The sequence below is a fragment of the Lentzea sp. NPDC036949 genome (assembly GCF_055608075.1).
This window is the reverse complement of the sequence record NZ_JBVJRA010000007.1, coordinates 467,715-492,228: the sequence shown is the minus strand read 5'-3', so window position 1 is coordinate 492,228 and position 24,514 is coordinate 467,715. Positions and strand designations below refer to the sequence as shown.

General features: G+C 70.7%; 25 protein-coding genes. 9 read left to right on the top strand and 16 right to left on the bottom strand.

All coding sequences use genetic code 11. From position 1 onward, the window contains the following. Both ACZ7CD_RS22720 and ACZ7CD_RS22715 read left to right on the top strand, forming a co-directional pair. A partial coding sequence (locus ACZ7CD_RS22720) for a transposase (RefSeq protein WP_470379632.1) occupies window positions 1-294 on the top strand: 294 nt, incomplete at its 5' end. 60 nt (window positions 295-354) lie between these two features. Further along, window positions 355-876 (top strand): hypothetical protein, encoded by a 522-nt coding sequence (locus ACZ7CD_RS22715; RefSeq protein WP_360391579.1) that lies wholly within the window; start codon window positions 355-357, stop codon window positions 874-876. On the opposite strand, the gene ACZ7CD_RS22710 is transcribed toward ACZ7CD_RS22715, so the two are convergent. Further along, window positions 839-1,570 (bottom strand): alpha/beta hydrolase-fold protein, encoded by a 732-nt coding sequence (locus ACZ7CD_RS22710; RefSeq protein WP_470379631.1) that lies wholly within the window; start codon window positions 1,568-1,570, stop codon window positions 839-841. The two genes, ACZ7CD_RS22715 and ACZ7CD_RS22710, sit on opposite strands and share 38 nt — an antisense overlap. Window positions 1,571-1,723: 153 nt before the next feature. Between ACZ7CD_RS22710 and ACZ7CD_RS22705 the strand changes: the two genes are divergently transcribed. The 5 genes from ACZ7CD_RS22705 to ACZ7CD_RS22685 are packed head-to-tail and all read left to right on the top strand — an operon-like array spanning window position 1,724 to window position 7,746. Beyond that, entirely contained in the window at window positions 1,724-3,232 is a 1,509-nt protein-coding gene (locus ACZ7CD_RS22705) for an NCS1 family nucleobase:cation symporter-1 (RefSeq protein ID WP_360391585.1), read from the top strand. Beyond that, the gene (locus ACZ7CD_RS22700; protein WP_470379630.1) at window positions 3,229-4,071 is read left to right on the top strand and encodes a nitrilase-related carbon-nitrogen hydrolase; all 843 of its coding nucleotides are present in this window, start codon (window positions 3,229-3,231) and stop codon (window positions 4,069-4,071) included. The genes ACZ7CD_RS22705 and ACZ7CD_RS22700 overlap by 4 nt, the downstream gene beginning before the upstream one ends. Further along, window positions 4,068-5,453: a dihydropyrimidinase gene (gene hydA, locus ACZ7CD_RS22695; RefSeq protein WP_458431167.1), complete on the top strand. Its 1,386-nt coding sequence runs from the start codon at window positions 4,068-4,070 to the stop codon at window positions 5,451-5,453. Before ACZ7CD_RS22700 ends, hydA begins: the two co-directional genes overlap by 4 nt. A gap of 12 nt (window positions 5,454-5,465) precedes the next feature. Further along, window positions 5,466-6,458 carry a TIGR03842 family LLM class F420-dependent oxidoreductase gene (locus tag ACZ7CD_RS22690; RefSeq protein ID WP_458431166.1) on the top strand — a complete coding sequence of 331 codons (993 nt, stop codon included), beginning with the start codon at window positions 5,466-5,468 and terminating at the stop codon, window positions 6,456-6,458. 52 nt (window positions 6,459-6,510) lie between these two features. Continuing rightward, window positions 6,511-7,746, top strand: coding sequence for a DUF4241 domain-containing protein (locus tag ACZ7CD_RS22685; protein ID WP_470379629.1), 1,236 nt, complete (start codon window positions 6,511-6,513; stop codon window positions 7,744-7,746). A 454-nt stretch (window positions 7,747-8,200) separates the two neighbouring features. Here ACZ7CD_RS22685 and ACZ7CD_RS22680 read toward each other — a convergent pair whose 3' ends face one another. From ACZ7CD_RS22680 to ACZ7CD_RS22640, 9 genes are all read right to left on the bottom strand, one after another. Then, the gene (locus ACZ7CD_RS22680) at window positions 8,201-9,151 is read right to left on the bottom strand and encodes an NUDIX hydrolase (protein WP_470379628.1); all 951 of its coding nucleotides are present in this window, start codon (window positions 9,149-9,151) and stop codon (window positions 8,201-8,203) included. 427 nt (window positions 9,152-9,578) lie between these two features. Further along, window positions 9,579-10,691 carry a glycosyltransferase family 4 protein gene (locus ACZ7CD_RS22675; protein ID WP_360391605.1) on the bottom strand — a complete coding sequence of 371 codons (1,113 nt, stop codon included), beginning with the start codon at window positions 10,689-10,691 and terminating at the stop codon, window positions 9,579-9,581. Between the two features lie 37 nt (window positions 10,692-10,728). Next, window positions 10,729-11,631: a phosphatidylinositol mannoside acyltransferase gene (locus ACZ7CD_RS22670; RefSeq protein ID WP_360391607.1), complete on the bottom strand. Its 903-nt coding sequence runs from the start codon at window positions 11,629-11,631 to the stop codon at window positions 10,729-10,731. Further along, a complete protein-coding gene (gene pgsA, locus ACZ7CD_RS22665; protein ID WP_360391610.1) occupies window positions 11,628-12,230 on the bottom strand; it encodes a phosphatidylinositol phosphate synthase in 603 nt (200 codons plus the stop codon). Before pgsA ends, ACZ7CD_RS22670 begins: the two co-directional genes overlap by 4 nt. Window positions 12,231-12,319: 89 nt before the next feature. Beyond that, window positions 12,320-13,159, bottom strand: a complete 840-nt coding sequence (locus tag ACZ7CD_RS22660; RefSeq protein ID WP_360391613.1) for a helix-turn-helix domain-containing protein — start codon at window positions 13,157-13,159, stop codon at window positions 12,320-12,322. Window positions 13,160-13,439: 280 nt separating this feature from the next. Next, entirely contained in the window at window positions 13,440-13,619 is a 180-nt protein-coding gene (locus ACZ7CD_RS22655) for a hypothetical protein (protein ID WP_470371019.1), read from the bottom strand. 71 nt (window positions 13,620-13,690) lie between these two features. After that, window positions 13,691-14,254, bottom strand: coding sequence for an HIT family protein (locus ACZ7CD_RS22650; RefSeq protein WP_360391619.1), 564 nt, complete (start codon window positions 14,252-14,254; stop codon window positions 13,691-13,693). After that, window positions 14,251-16,299: a threonine--tRNA ligase gene (gene thrS, locus ACZ7CD_RS22645; protein ID WP_470374500.1), complete on the bottom strand. Its 2,049-nt coding sequence runs from the start codon at window positions 16,297-16,299 to the stop codon at window positions 14,251-14,253. Before thrS ends, ACZ7CD_RS22650 begins: the two co-directional genes overlap by 4 nt. A gap of 48 nt (window positions 16,300-16,347) precedes the next feature. Continuing rightward, window positions 16,348-16,842 carry a GNAT family N-acetyltransferase gene (locus tag ACZ7CD_RS22640; protein ID WP_470379627.1) on the bottom strand — a complete coding sequence of 165 codons (495 nt, stop codon included), beginning with the start codon at window positions 16,840-16,842 and terminating at the stop codon, window positions 16,348-16,350. A gap of 130 nt (window positions 16,843-16,972) precedes the next feature. Here ACZ7CD_RS22640 and ACZ7CD_RS22635 point away from each other — a divergent pair, with 130 nt between their 5' ends. Together ACZ7CD_RS22635 and ACZ7CD_RS22630 are read left to right on the top strand one after the other, a co-directional pair. Continuing rightward, window positions 16,973-17,272 carry a hypothetical protein gene (locus tag ACZ7CD_RS22635; protein ID WP_360391627.1) on the top strand — a complete coding sequence of 100 codons (300 nt, stop codon included), beginning with the start codon at window positions 16,973-16,975 and terminating at the stop codon, window positions 17,270-17,272. Then, window positions 17,269-17,667 carry a hypothetical protein gene (locus ACZ7CD_RS22630; RefSeq protein WP_470379626.1) on the top strand — a complete coding sequence of 133 codons (399 nt, stop codon included), beginning with the start codon at window positions 17,269-17,271 and terminating at the stop codon, window positions 17,665-17,667. The genes ACZ7CD_RS22635 and ACZ7CD_RS22630 overlap by 4 nt, the downstream gene beginning before the upstream one ends. An 83-nt stretch (window positions 17,668-17,750) precedes the next feature. Here ACZ7CD_RS22630 and ACZ7CD_RS22625 read toward each other — a convergent pair whose 3' ends face one another. The 6 genes from ACZ7CD_RS22625 to ACZ7CD_RS22600 all read right to left on the bottom strand — a co-directional run bounded on the left by ACZ7CD_RS22625 (window position 17,751) and on the right by ACZ7CD_RS22600 (window position 24,462). Then, window positions 17,751-19,394, bottom strand: a complete 1,644-nt coding sequence (locus tag ACZ7CD_RS22625) for an AMP-binding protein (RefSeq protein WP_470374502.1) — start codon at window positions 19,392-19,394, stop codon at window positions 17,751-17,753. Window positions 19,395-19,579: 185 nt separating this feature from the next. After that, window positions 19,580-20,275 (bottom strand): FadR/GntR family transcriptional regulator, encoded by a 696-nt coding sequence (locus ACZ7CD_RS22620; protein WP_470379625.1) that lies wholly within the window; start codon window positions 20,273-20,275, stop codon window positions 19,580-19,582. Window positions 20,276-20,292: 17 nt separating this feature from the next. Beyond that, on the bottom strand, window positions 20,293-21,060 hold the full coding sequence (locus ACZ7CD_RS22615; protein ID WP_458431158.1) for a 3-oxoacyl-ACP reductase: 768 nt from the start codon (window positions 21,058-21,060) through the stop codon (window positions 20,293-20,295). Between the two features lie 30 nt (window positions 21,061-21,090). Beyond that, window positions 21,091-22,443, bottom strand: coding sequence for an aldehyde dehydrogenase family protein (locus tag ACZ7CD_RS22610; protein ID WP_470379624.1), 1,353 nt, complete (start codon window positions 22,441-22,443; stop codon window positions 21,091-21,093). Further along, window positions 22,440-23,135, bottom strand: coding sequence for a gamma-glutamyl-gamma-aminobutyrate hydrolase family protein (locus ACZ7CD_RS22605; protein ID WP_360391645.1), 696 nt, complete (start codon window positions 23,133-23,135; stop codon window positions 22,440-22,442). The genes ACZ7CD_RS22610 and ACZ7CD_RS22605 overlap by 4 nt, the downstream gene beginning before the upstream one ends. Beyond that, entirely contained in the window at window positions 23,122-24,462 is a 1,341-nt protein-coding gene (locus ACZ7CD_RS22600; RefSeq protein ID WP_360391648.1) for a glutamine synthetase family protein, read from the bottom strand. Before ACZ7CD_RS22600 ends, ACZ7CD_RS22605 begins: the two co-directional genes overlap by 14 nt. Window positions 24,463-24,514 lie beyond the last annotated feature (52 nt).

Here is a 24,514-nt window from a genome sequence, read left to right as displayed (position 1 = left end):
CGGGGCCGGCCGCGCCGACGCCCGAGGACGGTCTACGCCGACCGCGGCTACGACCACGACAAGTACCGCAGACGCCTGCGCGCCAGGGGAATCACACCGCGGATCGCTCGACGCGGCGAGTCCCACGGCTCCGGCCTGGGGACAGTCCGCTGGGTCGTGGAGCGCACGATCGCCTGGTACCACGGCATGAAACGCCTGCGCATCCGCCGGGAACGCCGCGACGACATCCACGAAGCCTTCCTCGGCCTCGCTACCTGCATCATCTGCTACCGCCACGTCCAACGATTCTGTTAGGACCTCTAAGTGGCCTTGAACTGGCACCTTATGGCCCGTTGCAGGCGCTTAGCGTGAGTCATGCTCGCTCGTCGGTTCACGGCCCGCCTTCTCGACTGGCTCCTCGTGCTGGTCGTGACCTGGCCGCTGGTGCACGAACCGGTGGCCGTGGTGGCCGTCGCCGCTGTCTACGACGCCGCCCTGCTGCGCCTCAACACCCTCGGCAAGGTCCTGACCGGTCTGCGCGTCGTCGGTCCCGCCACGGGCTTCCGGAACAAGAGGGTGCTGGCCCGCGCGCTGATCACGACGGCGTTGCCGGGTGCGGGGGTCGCGCTCGTCCTGACCGGCCTCGGGTGGCGCGAGCCGGCGTTCATGGCGGGGCTGGGGTGGCAGCAGCCGTGGGTCGTGGCCGGTGAGCACCTCGGCACCGGGCAGGCGGGGTGGCTGGGGCCGCTGGTGCTGGTCAGCGGGGTGACGCTGCTCGCGTTGTCTGCGGTGGAGAGCCTGGACCTGCGGGGCACGCGGACGTGGCACGACCGGAAGGCGGGCACGGCCGTCGTGCGGGTCAGGGCAGTGCACTCCCACCGAGGCGGTCGCCGATGAACCGCAGCGCCTCCGGCAGCACCCGCCGCCAGTAGTGCACGTCGTGCGCGCCGTGCTCGAACGACCCCACCTGCGCCCGCGCCTTGCGCGCCAGGTCCGCGGCCGCGTCGTGGAACGGGTCCTCCTGCCCGCACCAGATGCCGACGGGCGAGTCGATCGACGTGGCGCGCAGCAGCGGCTCGTTCGCCTCCCACGCCTCGCGTGAGGCGAAGCCGTGGATGCGTTCGGCGTCCTGCCAGGTGGGGAAGACGGCCGGGCTGATCGCCGCCACCGCGCGCAACGGCTGCCTGGTCGCGATGCCGAGCACGCCGAAGCCGCCCATCGAGATGCCCAGCGCGGCGTCGAACGGCACCGGTGGCGTCAGGCCGACCCAGTAGTCGTCGGCGCCGTTGAGGACGGCGAGGCGCAGGCGGAGACCGGAGGCGGCGAGGAACTCGGGCAGGCCCACCTGCTCCCACCACCGCACGCTGCCGCCACGGCCGTGCAGCACGAGCACCACCGGACCGTCACCGCTGCCCATCCACGCACCCCACGGCGCCGGCGTCACGGAGACCGGCGCCACCTCGGGCACCACGCCGTCGGGGCCGGTCCAGCCCAGCAGGCGGCGGCCGCGCGGGGTCAGGGCACCGGCCACTCCGGCGGCCCCGAGCGCGCCGGCTCCCCCGAGCAGCAGCGCGCGGCGCGAGATCCCCATGGGACGAGTCTTCCACGCAACGCACACAATGTGCGCCGATCATGCGAAGCGTGGACACTCTGACACTGCCACGCATACAGCGGTGGACCCAGGATTCCGGGATGGAACCGACCGCGTTCGCGTTGTTTCAGCAGCGTAACAGGGGGTTGAACGATGGCAGTTGAGGCCTCATCGCCCCAGGTCACACCCGATGGCCGCGTCGAGCTCAGCGATGTGCGTCCCATCCAGGACAGCAGGTTCTACAACCCCGAGCTCGCGCCCGTGCCGGTCGAGCAGCGGACGTGGTCGACGTACAACTTCTTCGCGCTGTGGATGGGCATGGCGCACAACATCCCGAGCTACACGCTCGCCGCGAGCCTGATCGCGCTGGGGATGGACTGGGTGCAGGCGTTCCTCACGATCACGCTCGGCAACCTGGTCGTGCTGGTCCCGATGCTGCTGAACAGCCACGCGGGTACGAAGTACGGCATCCCGTTCCCGGTGTTCGCGCGGGCCTTCTACGGCATCCGCGGCGCGAACCTGGTGGCGTTGCTGCGGGCGTTCATCGCGTGCGCGTGGTTCGGCATCCAGACGTGGGTGGGCGGCAAGGCGCTGCACGTCATCATCGGCCGGCTGGCCGGCGAGGGGTGGACGGGAGCGTCCGAAGTGGGCGGTCAGCCGTGGACGCTGTGGTTGTGCTTCCTCGGTTTCTGGGTCGTGCAGATGCTGGTGATCTGGCGCGGCATGGAGGCGATCCGGCGGTTCGAGAACTGGACGGCGCCGCTGGTGAGCGTCGGCTTCCTGGTCCTGCTGGGGTACGTGCTGGTCAAGGCGGGCGGGTTCGGGCCGATCCTGCAGACCGGCAGCAAGCTCGGCTGGGGACCGGACTTCTGGAAGGTGTTCTTCCCCGCGCTGATGGGCATGATCGCGTTCTGGTCGACGCTCAGCCTCAACATGCCGGACTTCACCCGGTTCGGCGGCAGCCAGCGCAAGCAGGTGACCGGGCAGGTCCTCGGGCTGCCGACCACGATGTCGTTCATCGCGATCGTCGCCATCCTCACGACGTCGGGCGCGCAGGCGCTCTACGGCGAGGCGATCTGGGACCCGGCGGACCTCGCGTCCCGGTTCGACAGCACGCCGCTCGTGCTGGTCGCACTGATCTCGCTGGTGCTCGCGACGATCTCGGCGAACCTCGCGGCGAACGTGGTCAGCCCCTCCTACGACTTCTCGAACGCGTTCCCGCGGCGCATCACGTTCGCGGTCGGCGGCCTGATCACCGGTGTGGTCGGCATCCTGATCCAGCCGTGGCGGCTGATCTCCGACCCGAGCATCTACATCTTCGCGTGGCTCGGGTTCTACGGCGGCCTGCTGGCGAGCGTGGCAGGCGTGTTCGTGGCCGGGTACTGGGTGATCAAGAAGACCCGGTTGCACCTGGAGGACCTCTACCTCGACGGGCGCGGCGCGTACTGGTTCAACGGCGGCTGGAACTGGCGGGCCGTGGTGGCGACGCTGGCAGGCGGCGTGCTCGCGGTCGGCGGCGCCCACGGCGGGCCGTTCCCCGCGGACGGGCTCATCCCGTTCCTCAAGCCGCTCTACGACTACAACTGGGTCGTCGGCTTCGCCGCCGGCTTCCTGGTTTTCCTCGCACTCAAGGACACCAAGGCGAAGGAGACGACCAGGTGAGCAACGTCATCCGGGCGGCGCTCGTCCAGCAGAAGTGGACGGGCGACAAGGAGTCGATGATCGCGAACGCGGTCGAGCACATCCGCACCGCCGCATCGCAGGGCGCACAGGTCCTGTGTCTCCAGGAGCTCTTCTACGGCCCGTACTTCTGCCAGGTGCAGGACGCGGACTTCTACTCCTACACCGAGGCGATCCCGGACGGCCCCACGACGGAGCTGATGAAGGAGGTCGCCGCGCAGAACAACATCGTGCTGATCGTGCCGATGTACGAGGTGGAGCAGCCGGGCGTGTACTACAACACCGCCGCGGTGATCGACGCCGACGGCACCTACCTCGGAAAGTACCGCAAGAACCACATCCCGCAGGTCAAGGGCTTCTGGGAGAAGTTCTACTTCAAGCCGGGCAACCTCGGGTACCCGGTGTTCGACACCGCCGTGGGCCGCATCGGCGTCTACATCTGCTACGAACGCCACTTCCCCGAGGGCTGGCGCGCGCTCGGCCTCGCGGGCGCGAAGATCGTGTTCAACCCGTCGGCGACGTCGCGGTCGCTGTCGGAGTACCTGTGGAGGCTGGAGCAGCCCGCCGCGGCCGTGGCGAACGAGTACTTCGTCGGCGCCATCAACCGGGTCGGCGTGGAACCGCTGGGCGACAACGAGTTCTACGGCCAGACGTACTTCGTCTCGCCGCGCGGGCAGCTCGTCGGCGAGGCCGCTTCGGACACCGAGGAGGAGCTCGTGGTGCGCGACCTCGACCTCGGCCTGCTCACCGAGGTCCGCGACACGTGGGCGTTCTACCGCGACCGCCGCCCGGACACCTACGAGGGCCTGGTGACGCCGTGAGCGTCCTGGTCAAGAACGGCCTGGTGATCAACGCGACCGGTTCGCACGCCGCGGACGTGCTGATCGACGGCGAGCACATCGCCGCCCTCGTGACGCCCGGTTTCCCCGTCCAGGCGGACGAGGTGGTCGACGCGGCCGGGAAGTACGTGATCCCCGGCGGCATCGACGTGCACACTCACATGGAGATGCCGTTCGGCGGCACGCAGTCCGCCGACACGTTCGAGACCGGCACGACCGCGGCGGCGTGGGGCGGCACCACCACGATCGTCGACTTCGCCGTGCAGCCCAAGGGTTCCTCGTTGCTGTCCACACTGGACAGGTGGCATGCCAAGGCCGACGGCAACTGCGCGGTCGACTACGGCTTCCACATGATCATCTCCGACGTGAACGACCAGTCGCTCAAGGAGGTGGAGTCCTGCATCGCTCAGGGCGTGAACAGCTTCAAGATGTTCATGGCCTACCCCGGTGTCTTCTACGCTACCGACGGCGAGATCCTGCGCGCCATGCAGAAGGCCCGCGAGACCGGTGCCACGATCATGATGCACGCGGAGAACGGCATCGCGATCGACCAGCTCGTCGCGCAGGCGCTGGCGAACGGCCTGGGCGACCCGGTGCAGCACGGCCTGACCCGCCCGCCGGAGCTGGAGGGCGAAGCGACGTCCCGCGCCATCCAGCTGGCCCGCGTCACCGGTGCTCCGTTGTACGTCGTGCACCTGTCGGCAGCGCAGGCGCTGGACGCCGTCACGGCCGCGCGGGACACCGGCCAGAACGTGTTCGCCGAGACGTGCCCGCAGTACCTGTACCTGTCGCTGGAGGACATGGCCCGGCCCGGTTTCGAAGGTGCGAAGTACGTGGCGTCGCCGCCGTTGCGCCCCAAGGAGCACCAGTCGTCGCTGTGGCGGGGCCTGCGGACGAACGACCTGTCCGTCGTGAGCACCGACCACTGCCCGTTCTGCTTCAAGGACCAGAAGCAGCTGGGCGTCGGCGACTTCTCCAAGATCCCCAACGGCATGCCCGGCGTCGAGCACCGCGTCGACCTGCTGCACCAGGGCGTGGTGAAGGGCGAGATCACCCGCGAGCGCTGGGTGGAGATCGTGTCGACGACGCCGGCGCGCATGTTCGGCATGTACCCGCGCAAGGGCGTGATCGCACCGGGAGCCGACGCGGACGTCGTGGTCTACGACCCGTCGGCCACGCAGACGATCTCCGCGGAGACCCACCACATGGCCGTGGACTACTCGGCCTACGAGGGCTTCGAGGTCACCGGCCGCGTGGACACGGTGTTCTCCCGCGGCCGCAAGGTGGTTTCGGACGGCGCCTACCGCGGTTCGACGGGCCACGGCCGCTTCGTGTCGCGTGACCTCAACCAGTACCTCGTCTGAGAGGAGTCCGTCGTGGACTTCGGTGTAGTGCTGCAGACCGACCCGCCGGCACGGGACGTGGTGGAGGGCCTCCGCGCGGCCGAGGACTGCGGTTTCCGCTACGGCTGGACGTTCGACTCCTGCGTGCTGTGGCAGGAGCCGTTCGTCATCTACTCGCAGGTCCTGGCCGCCACCCGCGACCTCGTCGTCGGCCCGATGGTCACCAACCCGTCCACCCGCGACTGGTCGGTGACGGCGTCGTTGTTCGCGACCTTGAACGACATGTTCGGCAACCGCACGGTCTGCGGCATCGGCCGCGGCGACTCGGCCCGCCGCGTGATCGGCCAGAAGCCCTCCTCGCTGGCCACCCTGGGCTCCGCGATGCACGTGATCAAGGAACTGGCCGAGGGCCGTTCCGTGGAACACCACGGCACGGCGGTGCAGATCCCGTGGGTGCGCAACGGAAAGCTCGAAGTGTGGATGGCCGCCTACGGTCCGCGCGCGCTGAAGATGGTCGGTGAGCAGGCCGACGGGTTCATCCTGCAGACCGCGGACCCGGACATCGCCCGCTGGACGATCGGCTCGGTGCGCGAGGCGGCCGTCGCGGCGGGCAGGGACTCGTCCGCCATCACGATGTGCGTGGCGGCCCCCGCGTACGTCGGGACGGACCTGGCGCACCAGCGGGACCAGCTGCGGTGGTTCGGCGGGATGGTCGGCAACCACGTCGCGGACCTCGTCGCGCGGTACGGGGACTCGGGCGCGGTGCCGAAGGCGCTGACCGACTACATCAAGGACCGCGAGGGCTACGACTACTCCCACCACGGCAAGGCGGGCAACCGGTCCACGGACTTCGTGCCGGACGCGATCGTGGACCGGTTCTGCCTCGTGGGACCGGAGTCGGCGCACGTGGAACGGTTGCAGGAGCTGAAGGAGATCGGGGTCGACAACTTCGCGCTGTACCTGATGCACGACGAGAAGGACAAGACGCGCGACGCCTACGGGTCGTCGGTGATCCCAGCGGTGTGAGCTGACCTGCGGCGATCCAGAACTGTCAGACCCCGCCGCTACCGTTGCCCCCATGACCACAACGCTGGAAGTCGTGTACTGCGAGGGCTGGGACCCCGACCGGAGGGAGGTCTCGGGCCGGTTGCCGGTGGCGGTCGCACGGGAGCGCGACCGCGCCGGTGAGCAGTACGCGTTCTGCTTGGTGGAGCCGGAAACGGGCCGTGTCACCGTCGTGGCCGAGATCGCGTGGGGCGTCCACTTCGCACGGTGGTGGTTCCTCGACCCGCGGGGCAGACGCCGGCGGATGCACGAGTACCGGGTGCTCGACGGGCGGCTGTTCCTGCTGCGCGGTCGCGAGTGGACCTACTGGGACGACGAGCAGCCCGAGTTCGACGACGGCTGCGGGTTCGCCCAGGTCACCTACTCCCCCGACGGCGACGTGAAGCGGGTGGAGCGCCCGAACGGCAAGCGCGGCGGTTCGCGGAGCGACTGGCAGCAGGAGGACGTCAGCGGGTGCTACGGGGAGGTGCCCGCGTTCTCCGACTGGGCCGGGCTGTCCTCGGCCGATGACGTGGAGCTGGAGCTGGTGCCGGTGGACGTCGCGGAGCAGGAGCCGGCCGATCCGCCGTGGCAGCCCTCGGCACCGCTGCGTCCGCTGGGGATCGACGGCGCGTTCCGGGCGGGGACGCGCTGGACGCTGCCGCGCAGGGACGAGACCGTGGTGGTCGAGCTGGTGGCCGGTGGCACGGTCCGGATGCCGAGCGGTCAGGTGGTCGCGGCTGACCCCTCGTACCTCGGCACGAGCCAGCCGTTCTCGACCGCGGTCGCGCCGGGCGACTACCCGGTCGAGCTGTCGGTGGTGCGGTTCGCGGACCAGCCGGACCACACCCGTGTCGCGGCGGCCAGGCTGGTGGTGTCCCCGGCGCCGGTCGTGTCGTGGGAGTCGGCGCTCAAGGAGGGCCAGGACGTGGTGGTGCTCGGCGAGGGCGAGTTCTACGGGTTCGGCGTCGACGGCGGCGTGGGCTGTTTCACGGACGCCGCGGCGTGCCCCGCGCTGGCCGAGCTGATCGAGGAGTCGCAGGAGGCCGAGGACCTGCTGATGACCCCGATGGGCCCGACTACGGCGGTGCTGACCGAGCCAGCATCGGGCGCCACCCTGGTCGCCTACCACTCGGGCTGGGGCGACGGCACGTACCCGGTGTGGATCGGCCGGTCGGCGGACGGCGAGGTGGCGTGCTTCGTGGCTGACATGCTCGTCCTGCGGCAGGCCACGGAGGCCTTACCCGACGCTGTCGGCGCGGAGCGCTAGGCCGCCAGCGGGCCCGCGCGGGTCTGGCGGTCCCGCTCGCTTGCGGCGACGCGACGGGGTTCTTGCCCGACACCGTTGCCGCGGAGCGCCAGACTCTTGGCGGATCGTGCGGACCTGGTGTTCCGCTCGCCCGCCGCGAGCGCGGGCAGCACCCGCCAGCTGTGCCGGGCAAACGGCCGTCCGTGGCGGCCACGCTCGTCCCGCGCTGGGCCACGAAGGCCTTGTTCGACGCCACCGCCGCGGATCGCCAGGTGCCGTTGCCGCCGAGCCCCAGGCACAGCCGAGCCGTCAGCGGATCGTGTGGGTTTGGTGTTCCGCTCGCCCGCCGCGGCGCGCGGAACAGCTCCGCCCGACGGACCGGGCAGACGCCCTCCGCAGCAGCGACGCTCGCCCTACGTCCGGCTGCGGAGGCCTTGGCCGACGCCGCCGCCCAGCGCCTGGCACGGCCAAGCGGTCAGCGGATCGTGCGGGTCTGGCCGTCCCACTCGCCCGCCGCGAGCGCGGGCAGCAGCTCCGCCAGCTGCACCGGGTAGACGGTGTCCTCGGTGGCGGCCAGCTCCTCCGCGGTCCACCAGCGGTACGCGGAGATGCTGGTCTCCTCGACGTCGTTGAACCCGGACAGGTCCACGGTGAACTCAGGAACGGAGGCGTAGAAGAACCACTCCTCGGCGTCGAACGTCTGCCCGGCGAAGCTGAACACCGCGCGCCGCCGCCACACCGGCCCGACCAGGTCGTCGGCGGCGAGCCGGAGGCCGGTCTCCTCGAACGCCTCGCGCAGTGCCGTGTCGCGCAGCTCCTCGTCCTTCTCGACGCCACCGCCGACCGTGAACCAGAAGAGCTCCTGGGGCCGGGCGGGGTCGAAGCCCTGGAAGAGCAGCACGCGGCCGGCGGGGTCGGTGAGCACGATGCGGGCGGACGGGCGCGGCGTCAGCATCACCGCGTCGGAGGGCGCGGTGGGTTCGGCGATCTCGAAGTAGGACGGCTGCGGTGCGGTGCCGGCCAGACGCAGCCAGCGGACGATGCGCCGGCGGCGCTGCAGCAGCGTGTCGCGGACGGCGTCGTTGTGGACCCGGCGGGCGAGCACGACGCGTTCCTCAGCGTCAGCCAGTTCAGCGAGCGCGGCAGGAGGGAGGGACGAACGGTCGAGCGCACCCAGGAGTCCGGACAGCTCGTTCTCGGCCATCTCACGGTCGGCGCGTGAGGCGGCCTCGGCACGGGAGGCCGCGGCGGACAGCGAGGGGTCGAGCAGGGCACGCGTCACGACGGCGCGGCGGGCCAAGGCGGCGTCGAGGGCGGCCCAGGCGGCATCGGTGCGGACGTGGAGGCGGTCGAGGCGGTTGGCGATCGCCAGGATCCAGGCGGCCAGCACCAGTGCGATGACGATGGCGACGACGACGGTGGTCATGGGGCGCTCACCTGGGTGGTGGGGTCCGCGACCGCGCGGCCGGTGCCGTCGCGGCGGGGGCTCGGCGCAGCGGTCGGGAGCGCGGCCAGCGCACCCGCGGTGCGACGGCAGAGGCGGGGGCTCGGCGCAGCGGTCGAAAGCGCGGCCAACGCAGCCGCGGTACGACGGCAGAGGCGGTGGCCGAGAGCGGGACGGCGGCCGTGTGCACCGGCGGACGCGGCACCCGCCATGGCCGGGACCACGGACGCCACCCGAGCCGTAGCAGCCGGAACCGCGGCAGCCCGAACAGCGGCAGCCCGAGCAGTGGCAGCCCGAGCAGTGGCAGCCCGAGCAGTGACACCCGGAACAGCGGCGGCCGGAACCGCGGCGGCCGGAACCGCGACCACGCGGGCACCCGGCACCGCGAGCGGGCAGCGGTTGGCGCGGGTCATGCCTCGGCCACCCGGCGCGGGTCGGCGGCGATGGCGGTCTCGTACACGCGCAGGACCTGGCTGGCGACCACGGACCAGTCGAAGGTCTGCACGCGGTCGGAGGCGGCGGCCACGTACTCGGCGCGCAGCGCGGTGTCGCGCAGGACGGAGCGGAGGGCGTCGGCCAGGGCCGCGGCGTCGCCGACCGGGAACAGCGCGCCGGCCTTGCCGTCGTCGAGGACTCGGCGGAAGGCGTCGAGGTCGGAGGCGACGACCGCGGTGCCCGCCGACATGGCTTCGGTGAGGATGATGCCGAAGGACTCGCCGCCGGTGTTCGGGGCGACGTAGACGTCGATGCTGCGCAGCATGCGGGCCTTGTCCTCGTCGCTGACCTGGCCGAGCAGGTCGACGCGGGCGGCGAGGGGGCCGGTGAGCTCGTGTTCGCCGCGGCCGACGACGAGCAGGCGGAGGTCGGGGAACTCGTCGGCGATCAGGCCGAAGGCCTCCCAGAGGATCGGCATGCCCTTGCGGGGTTCGTCGTAGCGGCCGACGAAGCCGATGGTGCCGCCGGGGCGCGGGTAGCCGTCCAAAGTGGAGGCGGAGGCGAAGAAGTCGACGTCGACGCCGTTCGGGATCTCCACGGCGTCGCCGCCGAGGTGTTCGACCTGGACGCGGCGGGCCAGTGCGGAGACGGCGATGCGGGCGGTGACCTTCTCCAGGAACGGCTGCAGCACGCCCTGGAAGGCGGCCAGCATCTTCGAGCGCGGGGTGGAGGTGTGGAAGGTGGCGACGATCGGGCCGTCGGCGACCACCAGTGCCAGGAACGACAGGGACGGGGCCGTCGGCTCGTGCAGGTGCAGGACGTCGAAGGAGTGCTCGTCGATCCAGCGGCGCACGCGCGCGTAGGACACCGGGCCGAACGACAGGCGTGCGACGGAGCCGTTGTAGGGGATGCCGACGGCGCGGCCCGCGGAGGTGACGAACGGGGGCAGCGACTGGTCGTCGTCGGCGGGGGCGAGGACGTTCACCTCGTGGCCCAGGCCGATCAGGGCGCGGGCCAGGTCGACGACGTGGGCCTGCACTCCGCCGGGCACGTCCAACGAGTACGGGCAGACGATTCCGATCTTCACCGGGGCACGACCTCCACCTGGGCGGGATCCCGTGGTCTCACCGGACGTGCCGGCGGGCCAGCGCGGCGCGGCGGCTCTCCGGCAGGTCCGCGAGCCAGAGCTTCTGGAGCATGTGCCAGTCGGTGGGGTGCGCGGCGATGTCGGCGGCGAAGACGTCCGCGAGGGCCTGGGTGGCGGCGGGGACGGTGCTCACCTTGATCGGCGGGTGGATGCGGAACTGCCAGCCGTCCTCGGTGTTCCAGCAGCCGACCGGCAGCAGGGCGGCGCCGGTGGTGGCGGCCAGGTGCGCGGGGCCCGCGGGCATCAGGGTCTGCTCGCCGAAGAACGTCACGGGCACGCCGGAAGAGGTCAGGTCGCGGTCGCCGAGCAGGCACACGACCTTGTTGGCGCGCAGGCGTTCGGTCAGCACGGCCGTGGGCGGACGGTCGCCGCCGGTCAACGGCAGCACCTCGAAGCCCAGGGTCTCGCGGTACTCCACGAACCGGCGGTACAGCGACTCGGGCTTCAGCCGCTCGGCGACGGTGGTGAACGTGCCGGAGTGGGCGACGAGCCAGACACCGGCCATGTCCCAGTTCCCGCTGTGCGGCAACGCCACCACGGCGCCGGTGCCTTCACGCAGTGCCGCGTCCAGGTTTTCCGTGCCGGAGATCAGCTGGTCGCACTTCTGGACCACCGCGCGGTGGTCCATCGTCGGCAGGCGGAACGCCTCGCGCCAGTAGCGCGCGTACGACCGCAGCGACTCCCGCACGAGCTCGTCGAGCTCCTCGTCGCCCGCCCGCGGGACGACCCGGCTCAGGTTCTTGCGCAGCTGCTGGACGCTCGCACCGCCCCTGCGGGCCGCGTGGTCGGCGCCCGCCTGGAACAGGCCGCGCGCCCACGGCTCCGGCAGCAGCCGGATCAGCTGCCAGCCGGCGGTGTACCCGAGCGTCGCGAGGTTCACGCTGCCTCCCGCGCCGACCTCGACACGGCGAGGACGCGCTGCACCACCGTCGCGACCGTCATGACCGCGAGCAGCCACAACGCCACGTCCAGCAGGTGTGGCACGCCCAGGCCCTGCACACCGGCGCCGACGAGGGCCACGATGAACCGCTCCGCCCGCTCGGCGATGCCGCCGTCGGCGGAGAGCCCGGTGGCCTCCGCCCGCGCCTTCACGTACGAGATGACCTGCGCGGCGACCAGGCAGACGAACCCGGCGGCCGCCGTCCAGCGGGCGCCGGAGTCGAGCGCGTACCAGGTGAGCGCCGCGAACAGGGCGCCGTCGGCGATGCGGTCGCAGGTGGCGTCGAGGACCGCGCCGAACTTCGTCGGGCCGGCCGCGCGGGCCATCGCGCCGTCGATCAGGTCGAGCAGCACGAAGAACGCGACCAGCGCGCTGCCGAGGAACAGCTGCCCGCGGGGGATGAACCACAGCGCGCTCGCGACGGCGCCCACGGTGCCGACGACGGTGACGACGTTGGGCGTGAGGCCACGCGCCAGCAGCCACGCCCCGATCGGATCGGTGACGCGCGAGACGGACGCGCGAGCGAAGATGTTCAGCATGGCGGTTCGCAGCCTAGCTGGACTGCTGAAACGTGCCTCCCGCGGGTGAGCGGGCGCCGGCCGCAGCGGCTGCCGCGGCCCCTCGGCCGCTACGTGAACCTGCGGTGGTCCTCCGCGATCTTCTTCAGCAACCCCTGCAGCTCCTCTCCCCGCACCGCCGTCCGCTCCAGCCGGCCGAACAGCGCGAGGTACTCGCGCACGTCCAGCGGGTCGGTGATGGTGGCGTTGCCGGTCAGCACGCTGACCGTGACGACGCGCTCGTCGTAGATGTGGAAACCGTGCAGCGCCACCACGTTCGTGTCCGCCGACCAGGGCACGACGCCGAGCCGGACGTTGGGCCGGCGCTGGATCGCGGCCAGGTGCTCGACCTGCTCCGCCATCAGCTCCGACGACCCCATCCGCCAGCGCAGCGCGCTCTCGGTGAGCACGAACACGAACTGCTTCGCCAGATCGTCCATCCGGGACCGCCGCACCCGCAGCGCCGCGACGGCCGCCTCCTGTTCGGACGGCGGCATCGTCGCCAGCACGGTGCGCAGGTAGGCCTCGGACTGCAGCAGCGACGGCACGAGGTTCAGCTGGAAGAACCTCGACGTCGCCGCGCGGGCCTCGACCCGGCTGATCGTCTGCTGGTGGCGGTGCGCACCCCGGTGCAGCACGACGCGGCGGGTCTCCGCCTCCGCGTGCAGCGACCGGGCGAGTTCGACCAGTTCGACCCGCGTCTCCCTCGTCGCGGCGAGCTCCGCGACGAGGCGCTCCACGTCGGTGACGGACGGGAGCAGCATGCCGTTCTCTATCTTCGACAGCTTGGACTGGCTCATCCCGGTGGCACGGGCGGTGGCCGTGCCGGTCATCTTCGCCTCGGTGCGCAACCGGCGTAGTTCACGCGAAAGCCGTTCTCTCGCTAATCGCGAACGCTCAGGTGCGGTCATGTTCGCACCGTAACCATTCGGACACGCTGAGACGATCGGCCATAGGCGGGGACTTGACTTCCAGTTGACACCTCCAGGTGGGTGATCTCACCTACCTGGAATCGCTATGCGCTGGCCGAATGTCTCGATCACCCGACTAAATGCACCCGAAAGTTGCAACGCAACCTATTCCGCACCGCATGGAAACTCCGCCGATTGTCCTACCAGGACAACGGGGGTGCTTTTTGTCACTTTTTTGTCCAAGAAATGGTACGGGTTTCAAGCACGCGCGGCCGCGCGCTCATACCGGCTTTCGCCAGCGCAATACCGCGCGCACACCCAGTCCGATGCCGCCGAACACGAGGGCGAACGCGATGAGCCCGAGCCCCGGCGCGTCGTCGGCCTGGGCGTACAGGAGCGCGCTCACGCCGAGCGCGATGAGCAGGACACAGCCCAGCAGGGGCAGCAGCAGTCGAGGCATAGATCGACTATCACTCAGCAGCTATCGAAAGTCAATAGATAGCGAGTGGTAGTCGATCTATGCCCGCAGCGTCAGTCGAGCGCCCGCCAGCCGTCGGCCAGCAGCTGCCTGGTCTCCCCCAGCAGCTGCGGCAGCACCTTCGTGTGCCCGATGACCGGCATGAAGTTCGCGTCCCCGCCCCACCGCGGCACCACGTGCTGGTGCAAGTGCGCGGCGATCCCGGCACCGGCGACGACGCCCTGGTTCATGCCGATGTTGAACCCGTGCGGCGCGGCCACCCGGCGCACCACGCGCATCGCCTTCTGCGTGAACGCGGCGAACTCGGCGGTTTCGGAAACCGTCAGGTCCGCGTAGTCAGGCACGTGCCGATACGGCAGCACCATCAGGTGCCCCGGGTTGTACGGGTAGAGGTTCAGCACCGCGAACACTTCCGACCCGCGGGCGATGATCAGGCCCGATTCGTCGTCCAGTTCGACCACTCGGCAAAACGGACAACCGGCCGGTTCATCGCCGACCGCTTTGCCCTCGCCCTTCACATAGGACAGGCGGTGCGGTGTCCACAACCGCTGCAATGCGTCGTGGACACCGACACCCTCCTGACCGGAAAGTTCCGGCTGCTCGAACTCGGACGTCACGAGAGCAGTTCCGCCGTCGGCGAGGCGTTCTCGCGGCGACCGACCCACTCGACGATCTGCTCGACGGCGCGCTCCACCGGGACGCCGTTGATCTGCGTGCCGTCGCGGAACCGGAACGACACCGCGTTCGCCTCCACGTCCTTGGCGCCGGCCAGGAGCATGAACGGCACCTTCTGCAGGGTGTGGTTGCGGATCTTCTTCTGCATCCGGTCGTCCGAGGCGTCGACCTCGACCCGGATGCCCTGGCGCTTGAGGACGTCGCGCACCGCGAACAGGTGGTCGGCGTTCTCGGACGTGACCGGAATGCCCACGACCTGCACCGGCGCGAGCCACGCCGGGAACGCGCCCGCGTAGTGCTCGGTCATCACGCCGAAGAACCGCTCCACCGACCCGAACAGCGCGCGGTGGATCATGACCGGGCGCACGCGCGAGCCGTCGGGCCCGGTGTACTCCAGCTCGAACCGCTCCGGCAGGTTGAAGTCGAGCTGGATGGTCGACATCTGCCAGGTGCGGCCGAGGGCGTCGCGGCACTGCACGGAGATCTTCGGGCCGTAGAACGCGGCGCCACCGGGGTCGGGCACCAGCTCCAGGCCGGACTCCCGCGCCACCGACGCGAGCGTCTCGGTCGCCTCGTCCCAGATCTCGTCCTCGCCCACGTACTTCTCCGGGTTCTTGGTCGAGAGCTCCAGGTAGAAGTCGTCGAGGCCGTAGTCGCGCAGCAGGCCGAGCACGAACTCCAGCAGCGAGGCCAGCTCGTCGCGGACCTGGTCGCGGGTGCAGAAGATGTGCGCGTCGTCCTGCGTCATGCCGCGCACGCGGGTCAGGCCGTGCACCACGCCGGACTTCTCGTACCGGTACACGCCACCGAACTCGAACATGCGCAGCGGCAGCTCGCGGTACGACCGCCCGCGCGACTTGAAGATCAGGTCGTGGAACGGGCAGTTCATCGGCTTGAGGTAGTAGTCCTGGCCCGGCTTGCGGACGGTGCCGTCCTCGTTCAGCTCGGCGTCGAGGTGCATCGCCGGGTACATGCCGTCCTTGTACCAGTCGAGGTGGCCGGAGACCTCGAACAGGTTGCCCTTGGTGATGTGGGGCGAGTAGACGAACTCGTAGCCCTCTTCGGTGTGCCGCTGGCGGGAGTAGTCCTCCATGGCCTTGCGGATGATGCCGCCCTTGGGGTGGAACACCGCCAGGCCGGAGCCGATCTCGTCGGGGAACGAGAACAGGTCCAGCTCCACGCCGAGCTTGCGGTGGTCGCGGCGCTCGGCCTCGGCCAGGCGCTCCAGGTGGGCGTCCTGCGCCTCCTGCGACTCCCACGCGGTGCCGTAGATGCGCTGCAGCTGCGGGTTGTTCTCGTTGCCGCGCCAGTACGCGGCGGCCACGCGGGTGAGCTTGAACGCCGGGATGTGCTTGGTGGTCGGCACGTGCGGGCCGCGGCACAGGTCGCCCCAGACCTGCTCGCCGGAGCGCGGGTCGAGGTTGTCGTAGATCGTCAGCTCGCCGCCGCCGACCTCCATGACCTCGCTGGTGTCGACGTCGCTCTTGAGGTCGACCAGCTCCAGCTTGAACGGCTCGGACGCCAGCTCGGCCTTCGCGGCGTCGACCGACTCGACGACGCGCCGGGAGAACCGCTGCGAGGACTTGATGATCTGCTTCATGCGCTTCTCGAGCGCCTGCAGGTCCTCGGGGGTGAAGGGCTTCTCGACCTGGAAGTCGTAGTAGAAGCCGTCCTTCACCGGCGGGCCGATGCCGAGCTTGGCCTCGGGGAACTGCTGCTGCACCGCCTGCGCCAGCACGTGCGCGGCGGAGTGGCGGAGGACGCTGCGGCCGTCCTCGGTGTCCGCGGCGACCGCCTCGACCTCGACGTCGACCTGCGGGGTCCACGACAGGTCGCGCAGGTGGCCCTCCGCGTCCTTCACGACGACGATCGCGTCGGCGCCCTTGCCGGGCAGACCGGCCTCGCGCACGGCCGTGCCCGCCGTCGTCCCAGCCGGAACCACCACGCGCGGCGGGTTCTGGGCGACTGCTGGGCGCGACTCGGACACGATGACTCCTCGGTGTGACTCTCGGGCTGGAACTTTGTGTTCAGCAGGTCAGATGTTATCGGTGCTCAAAACCGACATGACGATCGCGTCGTGGAAGACGCCGTCCCAGAGCAGCACGTCGCGCAGCCGGCCCTCCTCGCGGAAGCCGCACTTGCGGTAGACGTGCAGCGCCCGCTCGTTGAACTCGTACACCTCCAGGTCCACCCGGTGGAGGTTGCGCTCGGTGAACGCGTGGTGCAGGACGTGCTTGACCGCCGCCGTGCCGTAGCCCTTGCCGAACCCGTCCTGCAGCGCGATCCGCAGCCCGGACTTGCGGTTGACGTCGTCGATCGGGCTGAGCACGACCTCGCCCAGGTACCTGCCGTCCACGGTGATGGCGCGGGTGTAGCGGTGCGGGTCGGCCAGCGTGCGGTCGATGTAGGCCTCGTAGTCCTCCAGGGTGAACGTGCCGTGCGTGCCGGTGAACCGGTTGACCTCGTCGGCGTACGGCCCGCCGTCGGCCATGGCCTGGGCGAACTCCTTGCGGAGGGGTACGAGTTCCATGCCTTCGATTGAAGCCGGTCGACGCAACCGGTTTGTCATACGCACGCTCGTCTGAGTGGTTTTCCGGATGCGTTCCAGCGGCCGGGGCGGGCACGCTGTGGGCCCGTCCGCCGATGTGAGGAGCGCTGACATGCACGATCCCGTGGTCGAATGCCCAGTCCGCCGCACGGCGTCCAACCGGGACGAGCTGCGCCTGCTCTACGCCGACCTGCGCGACCACTACGCCCGCCGCGACGCCCGGGACGGCACCCGCACCACGCTGCACTTCCTGTGGTCGGGTGTGCTGGACGCCGAGCTGTTCGGCGCCACCTACGCCGACCAGCGCCACGTCTTCGCGGCCTCCCGGCCGATCATGAACTCGCGGCTTCAGGAAACGAACAGGCAGCTGTCAGGCTGTGCTCAGTCGAGCGGCGCATCGTTGGTGCCATGAGCGAGCAGGGACAGGCGCCTCCCCCACCGGAGCCGCCGCGCAACGAACCACCGGAGGACCAGCCCGCCGCGGACCAGCCGACGACGCCCCACCGGGCACCGCCTCAGCCGGACCCGGCCGCGGCCACACCGGCCGCTGCCCCGCCTCCCCCGGCGCCGCCGGTCACGCGGTCCCGGTTGAGGAGGTTCGCGCGCCACCGGGCCACCCAGCTGGTCGCCGTGGGCCTGCTGGGCCTGGTGCTGGGCGGCGGCATCGTCGGCGCGGTGACCGCCAACCGCTTCGACGACCGCGGCGGACCGGGTCACCACCGCGTGCACGACCGCGGCGAACGCGGGCCGGACCGCTTCGACCAGCGCGGCCCGCTCGACCAGCGGGGCGACCGCTTCGAGCGGTGACACCGGCCGAGCGCGCGACTCGCGCACCGAGTCCCCGACCGCGGGTCGCGCGCTCACCCGGGGCCGGGAACGCACGCCGCCGGCTACTGGGCCTGCGGTCCCAGCCGGATCGCCAGCAGCTGGCGCCGCACCACCTTGCCGGTCGCGTTGCGCGGCAGCTTCGGCACGACCACGACCTCGCGCGGGACCTTGTGCCGCGCGAGCCGGGTGCGCACGAACTCGCGCAGCTCCCGCACGTCGATCCGCGTGCCGGCCACCGGCACCACGAACGCGCGCAACCGTTGCCCGTACTCGGGGTCCGGCACGCCGAGCACCGCGGCGTCGCGCACCCGGTAGTGCGTCATGAGCAGGTTCTCCACCTCGACCGGGTACACGTTCTCGCCGCCGGAGACGATCATGTCGTCCTCGCGGCCGTCGAAGTGGAGCCGGCCGTTGGGGTCGAAGTGCCCGAGGTCGCCGGTCGCGACGAGCCCGTCGATGGACTCCTTCTGCGTGCCGTCGGTGTACAGGTCGACGGTCAGCGAGCCGCGCACGTAGATGCGGCCGGTCACGAACGAGCGGGTGATCCGCTGCCCGGACTCGTCGTAGATCCGCACGAGGCAGTTGTGCGGCGGCATGCCGACGCTGGACGGCGCGGCGGCCAGGTCCTCGGGGGTGGCGACGGTGGCGACGGCGACTTCCGTTGAGCCGTAGAGGTTGTAGAGCACCGGGCCGAGCACGGCCATGGTGCGCTGGACGAGCTCGGGCGCGATGGGCGAGCCCGAGGAGAACACCACCCTCAGGTGGCCCAGGTCGAACGAGTCGATCACCGAGCGGTCCAGCTCCATGATCCGCTGCAGCATCGTCGGGACCAGCACCAGCGTGGTGCAGCGCTGGCCCTGCACCGACCACAGCGTCTTGCGCGGGTCGAACCGGCGGTGCAGCACCGCGCGCGAGCCGAGCGACATCGCGAGCGTCAGGTGCGAGTAGCCGACGGAGTGGAAGATGGGGGCGGCGATGAACGTCGACTCGTTCGCCCTCATCGGGATGCGGTCGAGGAAGTCCGACGCCGTGAGCACCGACTTGATCTCCCGCGCGGTGCCCTTGGGGACGCCGGTGGTACCGGAGGTCAGCTGGATCACCACACCGGGCTCGCGCGGCGGGTCGAGCTCACCGCGCGGTGCCTTGGCGACCAGCTGGTCGAGCGTCGGCGTGCGCCGGTCGAGCCCGTCGCGCGACCAGGCGAGCCAGCGCGGGACCGACGGCGGCAGCTGGTGGAACAGCGGGGTGAACTCCTCGTCGTGGATGACGACGGACGCGCGTTCGCGCTGCAGGAGGTCCAGCACGACCGGCGCGCCGAAGCCGGTGTTGACGAGCAGCACCCGGACGCCGAGCTTCGCGCACGCCAGCAGGGACTCGACCATGCCGCGGTGGTTGCGGCACATCAGCGCGACGACGTGGGTGTGCTGCACGCCGAGCGACCGCAGGCCCTGCGCGATCGCGGTGGACCGCCGGTCGAGCTGCCGGTACGTGACGGACCCGCGGTCGTCGACCAGCGCGATGCCGTCCGGGTTCAGCCGCACCGCACGGCGCAGCGCCGTGACGTTCGGGCCCCAGACCGCCACCTCGCGCAACGCCTGCACGGACATCTTGACGTTCGTGAGGTTGACCATGCCCGCGTCGGACAAGACGCGGAGTGAGTGCACCCGGCCCACGGCGTCGCGGAACACCTTGCGCAACCCTGGCATCAACAGCTCCTCGCGCTGCAAGTCCCCCGAGGTGTTCGGACGGTAACTGTCGGCAAGCCGGACGCCAAGTGTTGTTCCGCGCGGAATGAGCATGACAACACGACAACCGAACCTGCAAACGTTTTCATGTTAGCGGAGTGGCCGGACCGGCGCGCTGTGAGCGCCCCAAGAGGCGGTCTGGGCGGTCAGACCAGGAAGCCCCGCAGCAGTGACGCCGTCCCGTCGAGGTGCTCGGCCATCTCCCTGCGCGCCGCGGCCGGGTCACCGTCCAAAATGGAAGCGATGATGCGCTCGTGCTGGGCGTTGGAGTGGGCGAGGTTCGGTTCGAGCAGCGGGATGGTGTCGAGCAGCTCGTTGACCCGCATCCGCGAGTCCGCGACCGCCGCGGTGAGCGAGGCCGACCCGGTGGCCTCCGCGATGGCCAGGTGCAGCCGCGAGTCCTTGCGCCGGTACTCGGCCAGCGCCGCCGTGGACGCCTCCGCCAGCCTGCTCCGCAGACCGCGGCGTTCGGCGGGGCCCAGCGACCGGCCGGCCGCCGCCTCCGCCGCACCGGTCTCCAGGACCTTGCGCAGCGTCAGCGCGTCGTGCAGGTCGCCGAGCTCCTTGCCGGGCGCGGACTCCGGGACCTCCTCGGTCACGAACGTGCCGCCGTAGCGGCCGCGGCGCGACTCGACGTAGTTGTTCTCCTGCAGCGACCTGATGGCCTCGCGCACGGTCACCCGGCTCACGCCGAGCCGGGTGGCGAGCTCCCGTTCGGACGGCAGCCGCTCGCCCGGCGCGACGACGCCGAGCCGGATGGCCTGCATGAGCCGTTCGACGGTCTCCTCGAAGGCGTTGCCCGCCCGCACCGGGCGGAACAACGCCTCCTGCGCCTGCTCCATCTGCTGTGACGTCTCCCTTAGAGGGGGGTCACGTAGGCGCCGGCGATGCCGCCGTCCACGAGGAAGTTCGACGCGGTCATGAACGAGGAGTCGTCGGAGGCCAGGAACGCGACCGCCGCGGCGATCTCCTCGGGTTCGGCGAACCGGCCGAGCGGCACGTGGACGAGCCGGCGCGCGGCCCGTTCCGGGTCCTTCGCGAACAGCTCCCGCAGCAGGGGCGTGTTGACCGGGCCGGGAGAGAGCGCGTTCACGCGGATGCCCTCGCGTGCGAACTGCACGCCCAGCTCACGCGACATCGCGAGCACGCCGCCCTTCGACGCCGTGTAGGAGATCTGCGACGTCGCCGCGCCCATCGTCGCCACGAACGACGCCGTGTTGATGATGGAGCCCTTGCCGTTGGCCTGCATGTGCGGGATGGCGTACTTGCAGCACAGGTAGACCGACGTGAGGTTCACCTTCTGCACGCGTTCCCACGCCTCAAGTCCCGTCGTGAGGATCGAGTCGTCGTCGGGCGGCGAGATCCCGGCGTTGTTGAACGCGATGTCCAGCTTGCCGTACGTGTCCACTGTGGTCTGGAAGAGCGCCTTGACCTGCTCCTCGTCGGTCACGTCGACCTGGACGAACAGCCCGCCCACCTCGTCGGCCGCTGCCTTGCCGGTCGCCGGGTCGAGGTCGGCGACGACGACCTCCGCGCCCTCGCTCGCGAACCTGCGCGCGGTCGCGAGACCGATGCCGCTGCCGCCACCCGTCACGACGGCCACGCGGCCCTCGAGTCGCTGCACCATGTGTTGTTCTCCTGTCAGACGTGCCGGAAGTCAGGTGGCGATGAAGACGTTCTTGACCTCGGTGAAGGCGTCGAGCGCGTCGGGTCCGAGCTCACGGCCGAGCCCGGACTGCTTCACCCCGCCGAACGGCGTCCAGTAGCGGACGGACGAGTGCGAGTTCACCGACAGGGTGCCGGCCTCCACGGCCCGCGACACCCGGATCGCGCGGCCGACGTCGTTCGTCCAGATCGAACCGGACAGGCCGTACTCGGAGTCGTTCGCGATCCGGACCGCGTCCTCCTCGTCGGTGAACGGCAGGACGACGACGACCGGCCCGAAGATCTCCTCGGTGACCGTGCGGTGGCCGTAGCCCGGCGTGAGGACCGTCGGCGGGAACCAGAAACCGGGACCGGCCGGGGCTTCGCCGCGGAACGCGACGTGCGTGTCGTCTGGCACGTAGGACGCCACCTTGCCGAGGTGCGCAGCGGAGATCAGCGGCCCCATCTCGGTCGCCTCGTCGCCCGGTGCGCCGACCTTCACGCCCTTGACCGCGGGCTCCAGCAGTTCCATGAACCGGTCGTAGACGCTCGCCTGCACCAGAATCCGGGACCGGGCGCAGCAGTCCTGCCCGGCGTTGTCGAACACCCCGTACGGCGCGGTCGCGGCCGCCTTCTCCAGGTCGGAGTCCGCGAAGACGATGTTGGCCGACTTGCCGCCGAGCTCCAGCGTCACCCGCTTCACCTGGTCCGCGCAGCCGGCCATGATCTGCTTGCCCACCTGCGTGGAGCCGGTGAACACGACCTTGCGCACCAACGGGTGCGTGACGAACCGGGTGCCGACGACGCTGCCCTTGCCCGGCAGCACCTGGAAGACGCCCTCGGGCAGGCCCGCCTCCAGCGCGAGCTCGCCGAGCCGGATCGCGGTGAGCGGCGTGACCTCCGCGGGCTTGAGCACCACCGTGTTCCCCGCGGCGAGCGCGGGTGCGAAGCCCCAGCCGGCGATGGGCATGGGGAAGTTCCACGGCACGATCACGCCGATGACACCGAGCGGTTCGTGGAACGTCACGTCCAGCCCGCCGGCGACCGGGATCTGCTTGCCGAACAACCGCTCCGGTGCCGCGGAGTAGTACTGCAGCACGTCGCGGACGTTGCCGGCCTCCCAGCGGGCGTTGCCGATGGTGTGCCCGGAGTTCTCGACCTCCAGCCGCGCCAGCTCCTCGACGTGCGCGTCGACGACCTCGGCGAACCGGCGCAGCAACCGCGCGCGGTCACCGGGGGCGACGGCGCGCCAGCCCTGGAACGCCTTGTGCGCCCGGCCGATCGCCGCGTCCGTGTCGCCGAGGGTGGTGTGCGGCACGGACCGCACGACCTCCTCGGTGGCCGGGTTGATGACGTCAAAGGTCACAGCGTTGCGCTCCTTGCCACGTCCACGAGTGCTTCGAACAGCCTCAGGTCCTCGATGTCCTGCTCCGGGTGCGACTGCACGCCGACGACGAACCGCGCGCCCTCCAGCTCCACGGCCTCGACCGTCCCGTCCGGGGCCAGCGCCGTGACCCGCAGGCCGTCGGCGACCCGGTCCAGCGCCTGGTGGTGGTGGCACTGCACGGTGGTCCGGTCGCCGAGGACCCGATGCAGCGCGGTGCCCGGTTCGACCGCGACGTCGGTGTGCTCGAACACGCCGGGCGCCGGGTTGTGGCCCTCGACGTGCTGGTGCAGCGTGCCGCCGAGCGCCACGTTGAGCACCTGCATGCCGCGGCACACGCCCAGCACCGGCAGGTCGAGCTTCAGCGCCGCCTCGACCAGCGCGAACTCGGCCTCGTCGCGGTCGCGGCGCGGTGGCCCGGTGCGCGGGTCCGGTTCGGCGCCGTAGGTGGCGGGGTCGACGTCGGCGCCGCCGGCGATCACCAGCGCGTCGAGGAACGCGACGCTCTGGGCGGTCCACGTGCCGACCGGCGGCAGCATCACCGGGTTGGCACCGGCCGCGACCACGCAGTCGAGGTAGCCGCGGTGGAGCACGGCGGCCTCCACGTCCCAGTGGCCGAACCGGGTGCGCTCCAGGTAGGTGCTGATGCCGACGAGGGGCTCAGAGGCGCTCAAAACCGCGCACCTTCTCCCAGTCGGTGACCGCCGCGTCGAACGCCTTCAGCTCCACCTTCGCGGCGTTGAGGTAGTGGTCGACCACCTCGGCGCCGAACGCGTCGCGGGCGAGCTCGCTGGCCGCCAGCAGGTCCGCCGCCTCGCGCAGGGTCGTCGGCACGGTCGGCCGGTCGGAGACGTAGGCGTTGCCGACGAACTCGTCCTCCAGCGGGAGCTTCCGCTCCACACCGCGCAGGCCCGCCGCGATCAGCGCCGCCACCGCGAGGTAGGGGTTCACGTCACCGCCGGGCACGCGGTTCTCGAACCGCAGCGACTGGCCGTGGCCGACGACCCGCAACGCGCACGTGCGGTTGTCCCGGCCCCACGCCACCGCGGTCGGCGCGAACGAGCCCTCGACGTACCGCTTGTAGGAGTTGACGTTCGGGGCGAGGAAGTAGGTGAGCTCGCGCAGCGCGGCCAGCTGGCCCGCGAGGAAGTGCCGCATCAGCTCCGACATGCCGTGGCCCTGCGCGAAGACCGGGTCGCCGTCCCGGGAGCGCAACGACAGGTGGATGTGGCACGAGTTGCCCTCGCGCTCGTTGTACTTCGCCATGAACGTGAGCGACTTGCCCTGCTGCGCGGCGATCTCCTTGGCGCCGTTCTTGTAGATGGCGTGCTGGTCGCACGTGCGCAGCGCCGTGGTGTAGCGGAAGGCGATCTCGTGCTGGCCGGGGTTGCACTCGCCCTTGGCGGACTCGACGACCATGCCCGCGCCCGTCATGCCGTTGCGGATGGCGCGCAGCAACGGTTCCACGCGCGCGGTGCCCAGCAACGAGTAGTCGACGTTGTACTGGTTGGAGGGCGTGAGGTTGCGGTAGCCGGAGTTCCAGGCCTGCTCGTAGGTGTCGTCGAAGACGATGAACTCCAGCTCGGTGCCGACGTGGGCCTCCAGGCCGAGTTCCGAGAGCCGGTCGAGCTGCCTGCGCAGGACCTGCCGCGGCGAGGCGACGACCGGGTCGCCGTTCTCCCACACCACGTCGCACATGATCAGCGCGGTGCCCTCCTGCCACGGCACCCGGCGCAGGGTGTCCACGTCCGGCTTCATCACGAAGTCGCCGTACCCGTGCTCCCAGCTCGACATCGCGAAGCCGCTGGCCGGGTTCATCTCGACGTCGACCGCCATGAGGTAGTTGCAGCCCTCCGCGGAGTGCCCGAGGACCTCGTCGAGGAAGTACCGCGCCGCGCACCGCTTGCCCTGCAGGCGCCCCTGCATGTCCACGATCGCGACGAGGACGGTGTCGATCTCCCCGGTGTCCACGGCCGCGCGCAACTCCTCGACGGTCAGCATTCCGCGTTCCTCCAAAGGTATGCATGCGAGCCATTGGCGGCATCATCTTGAC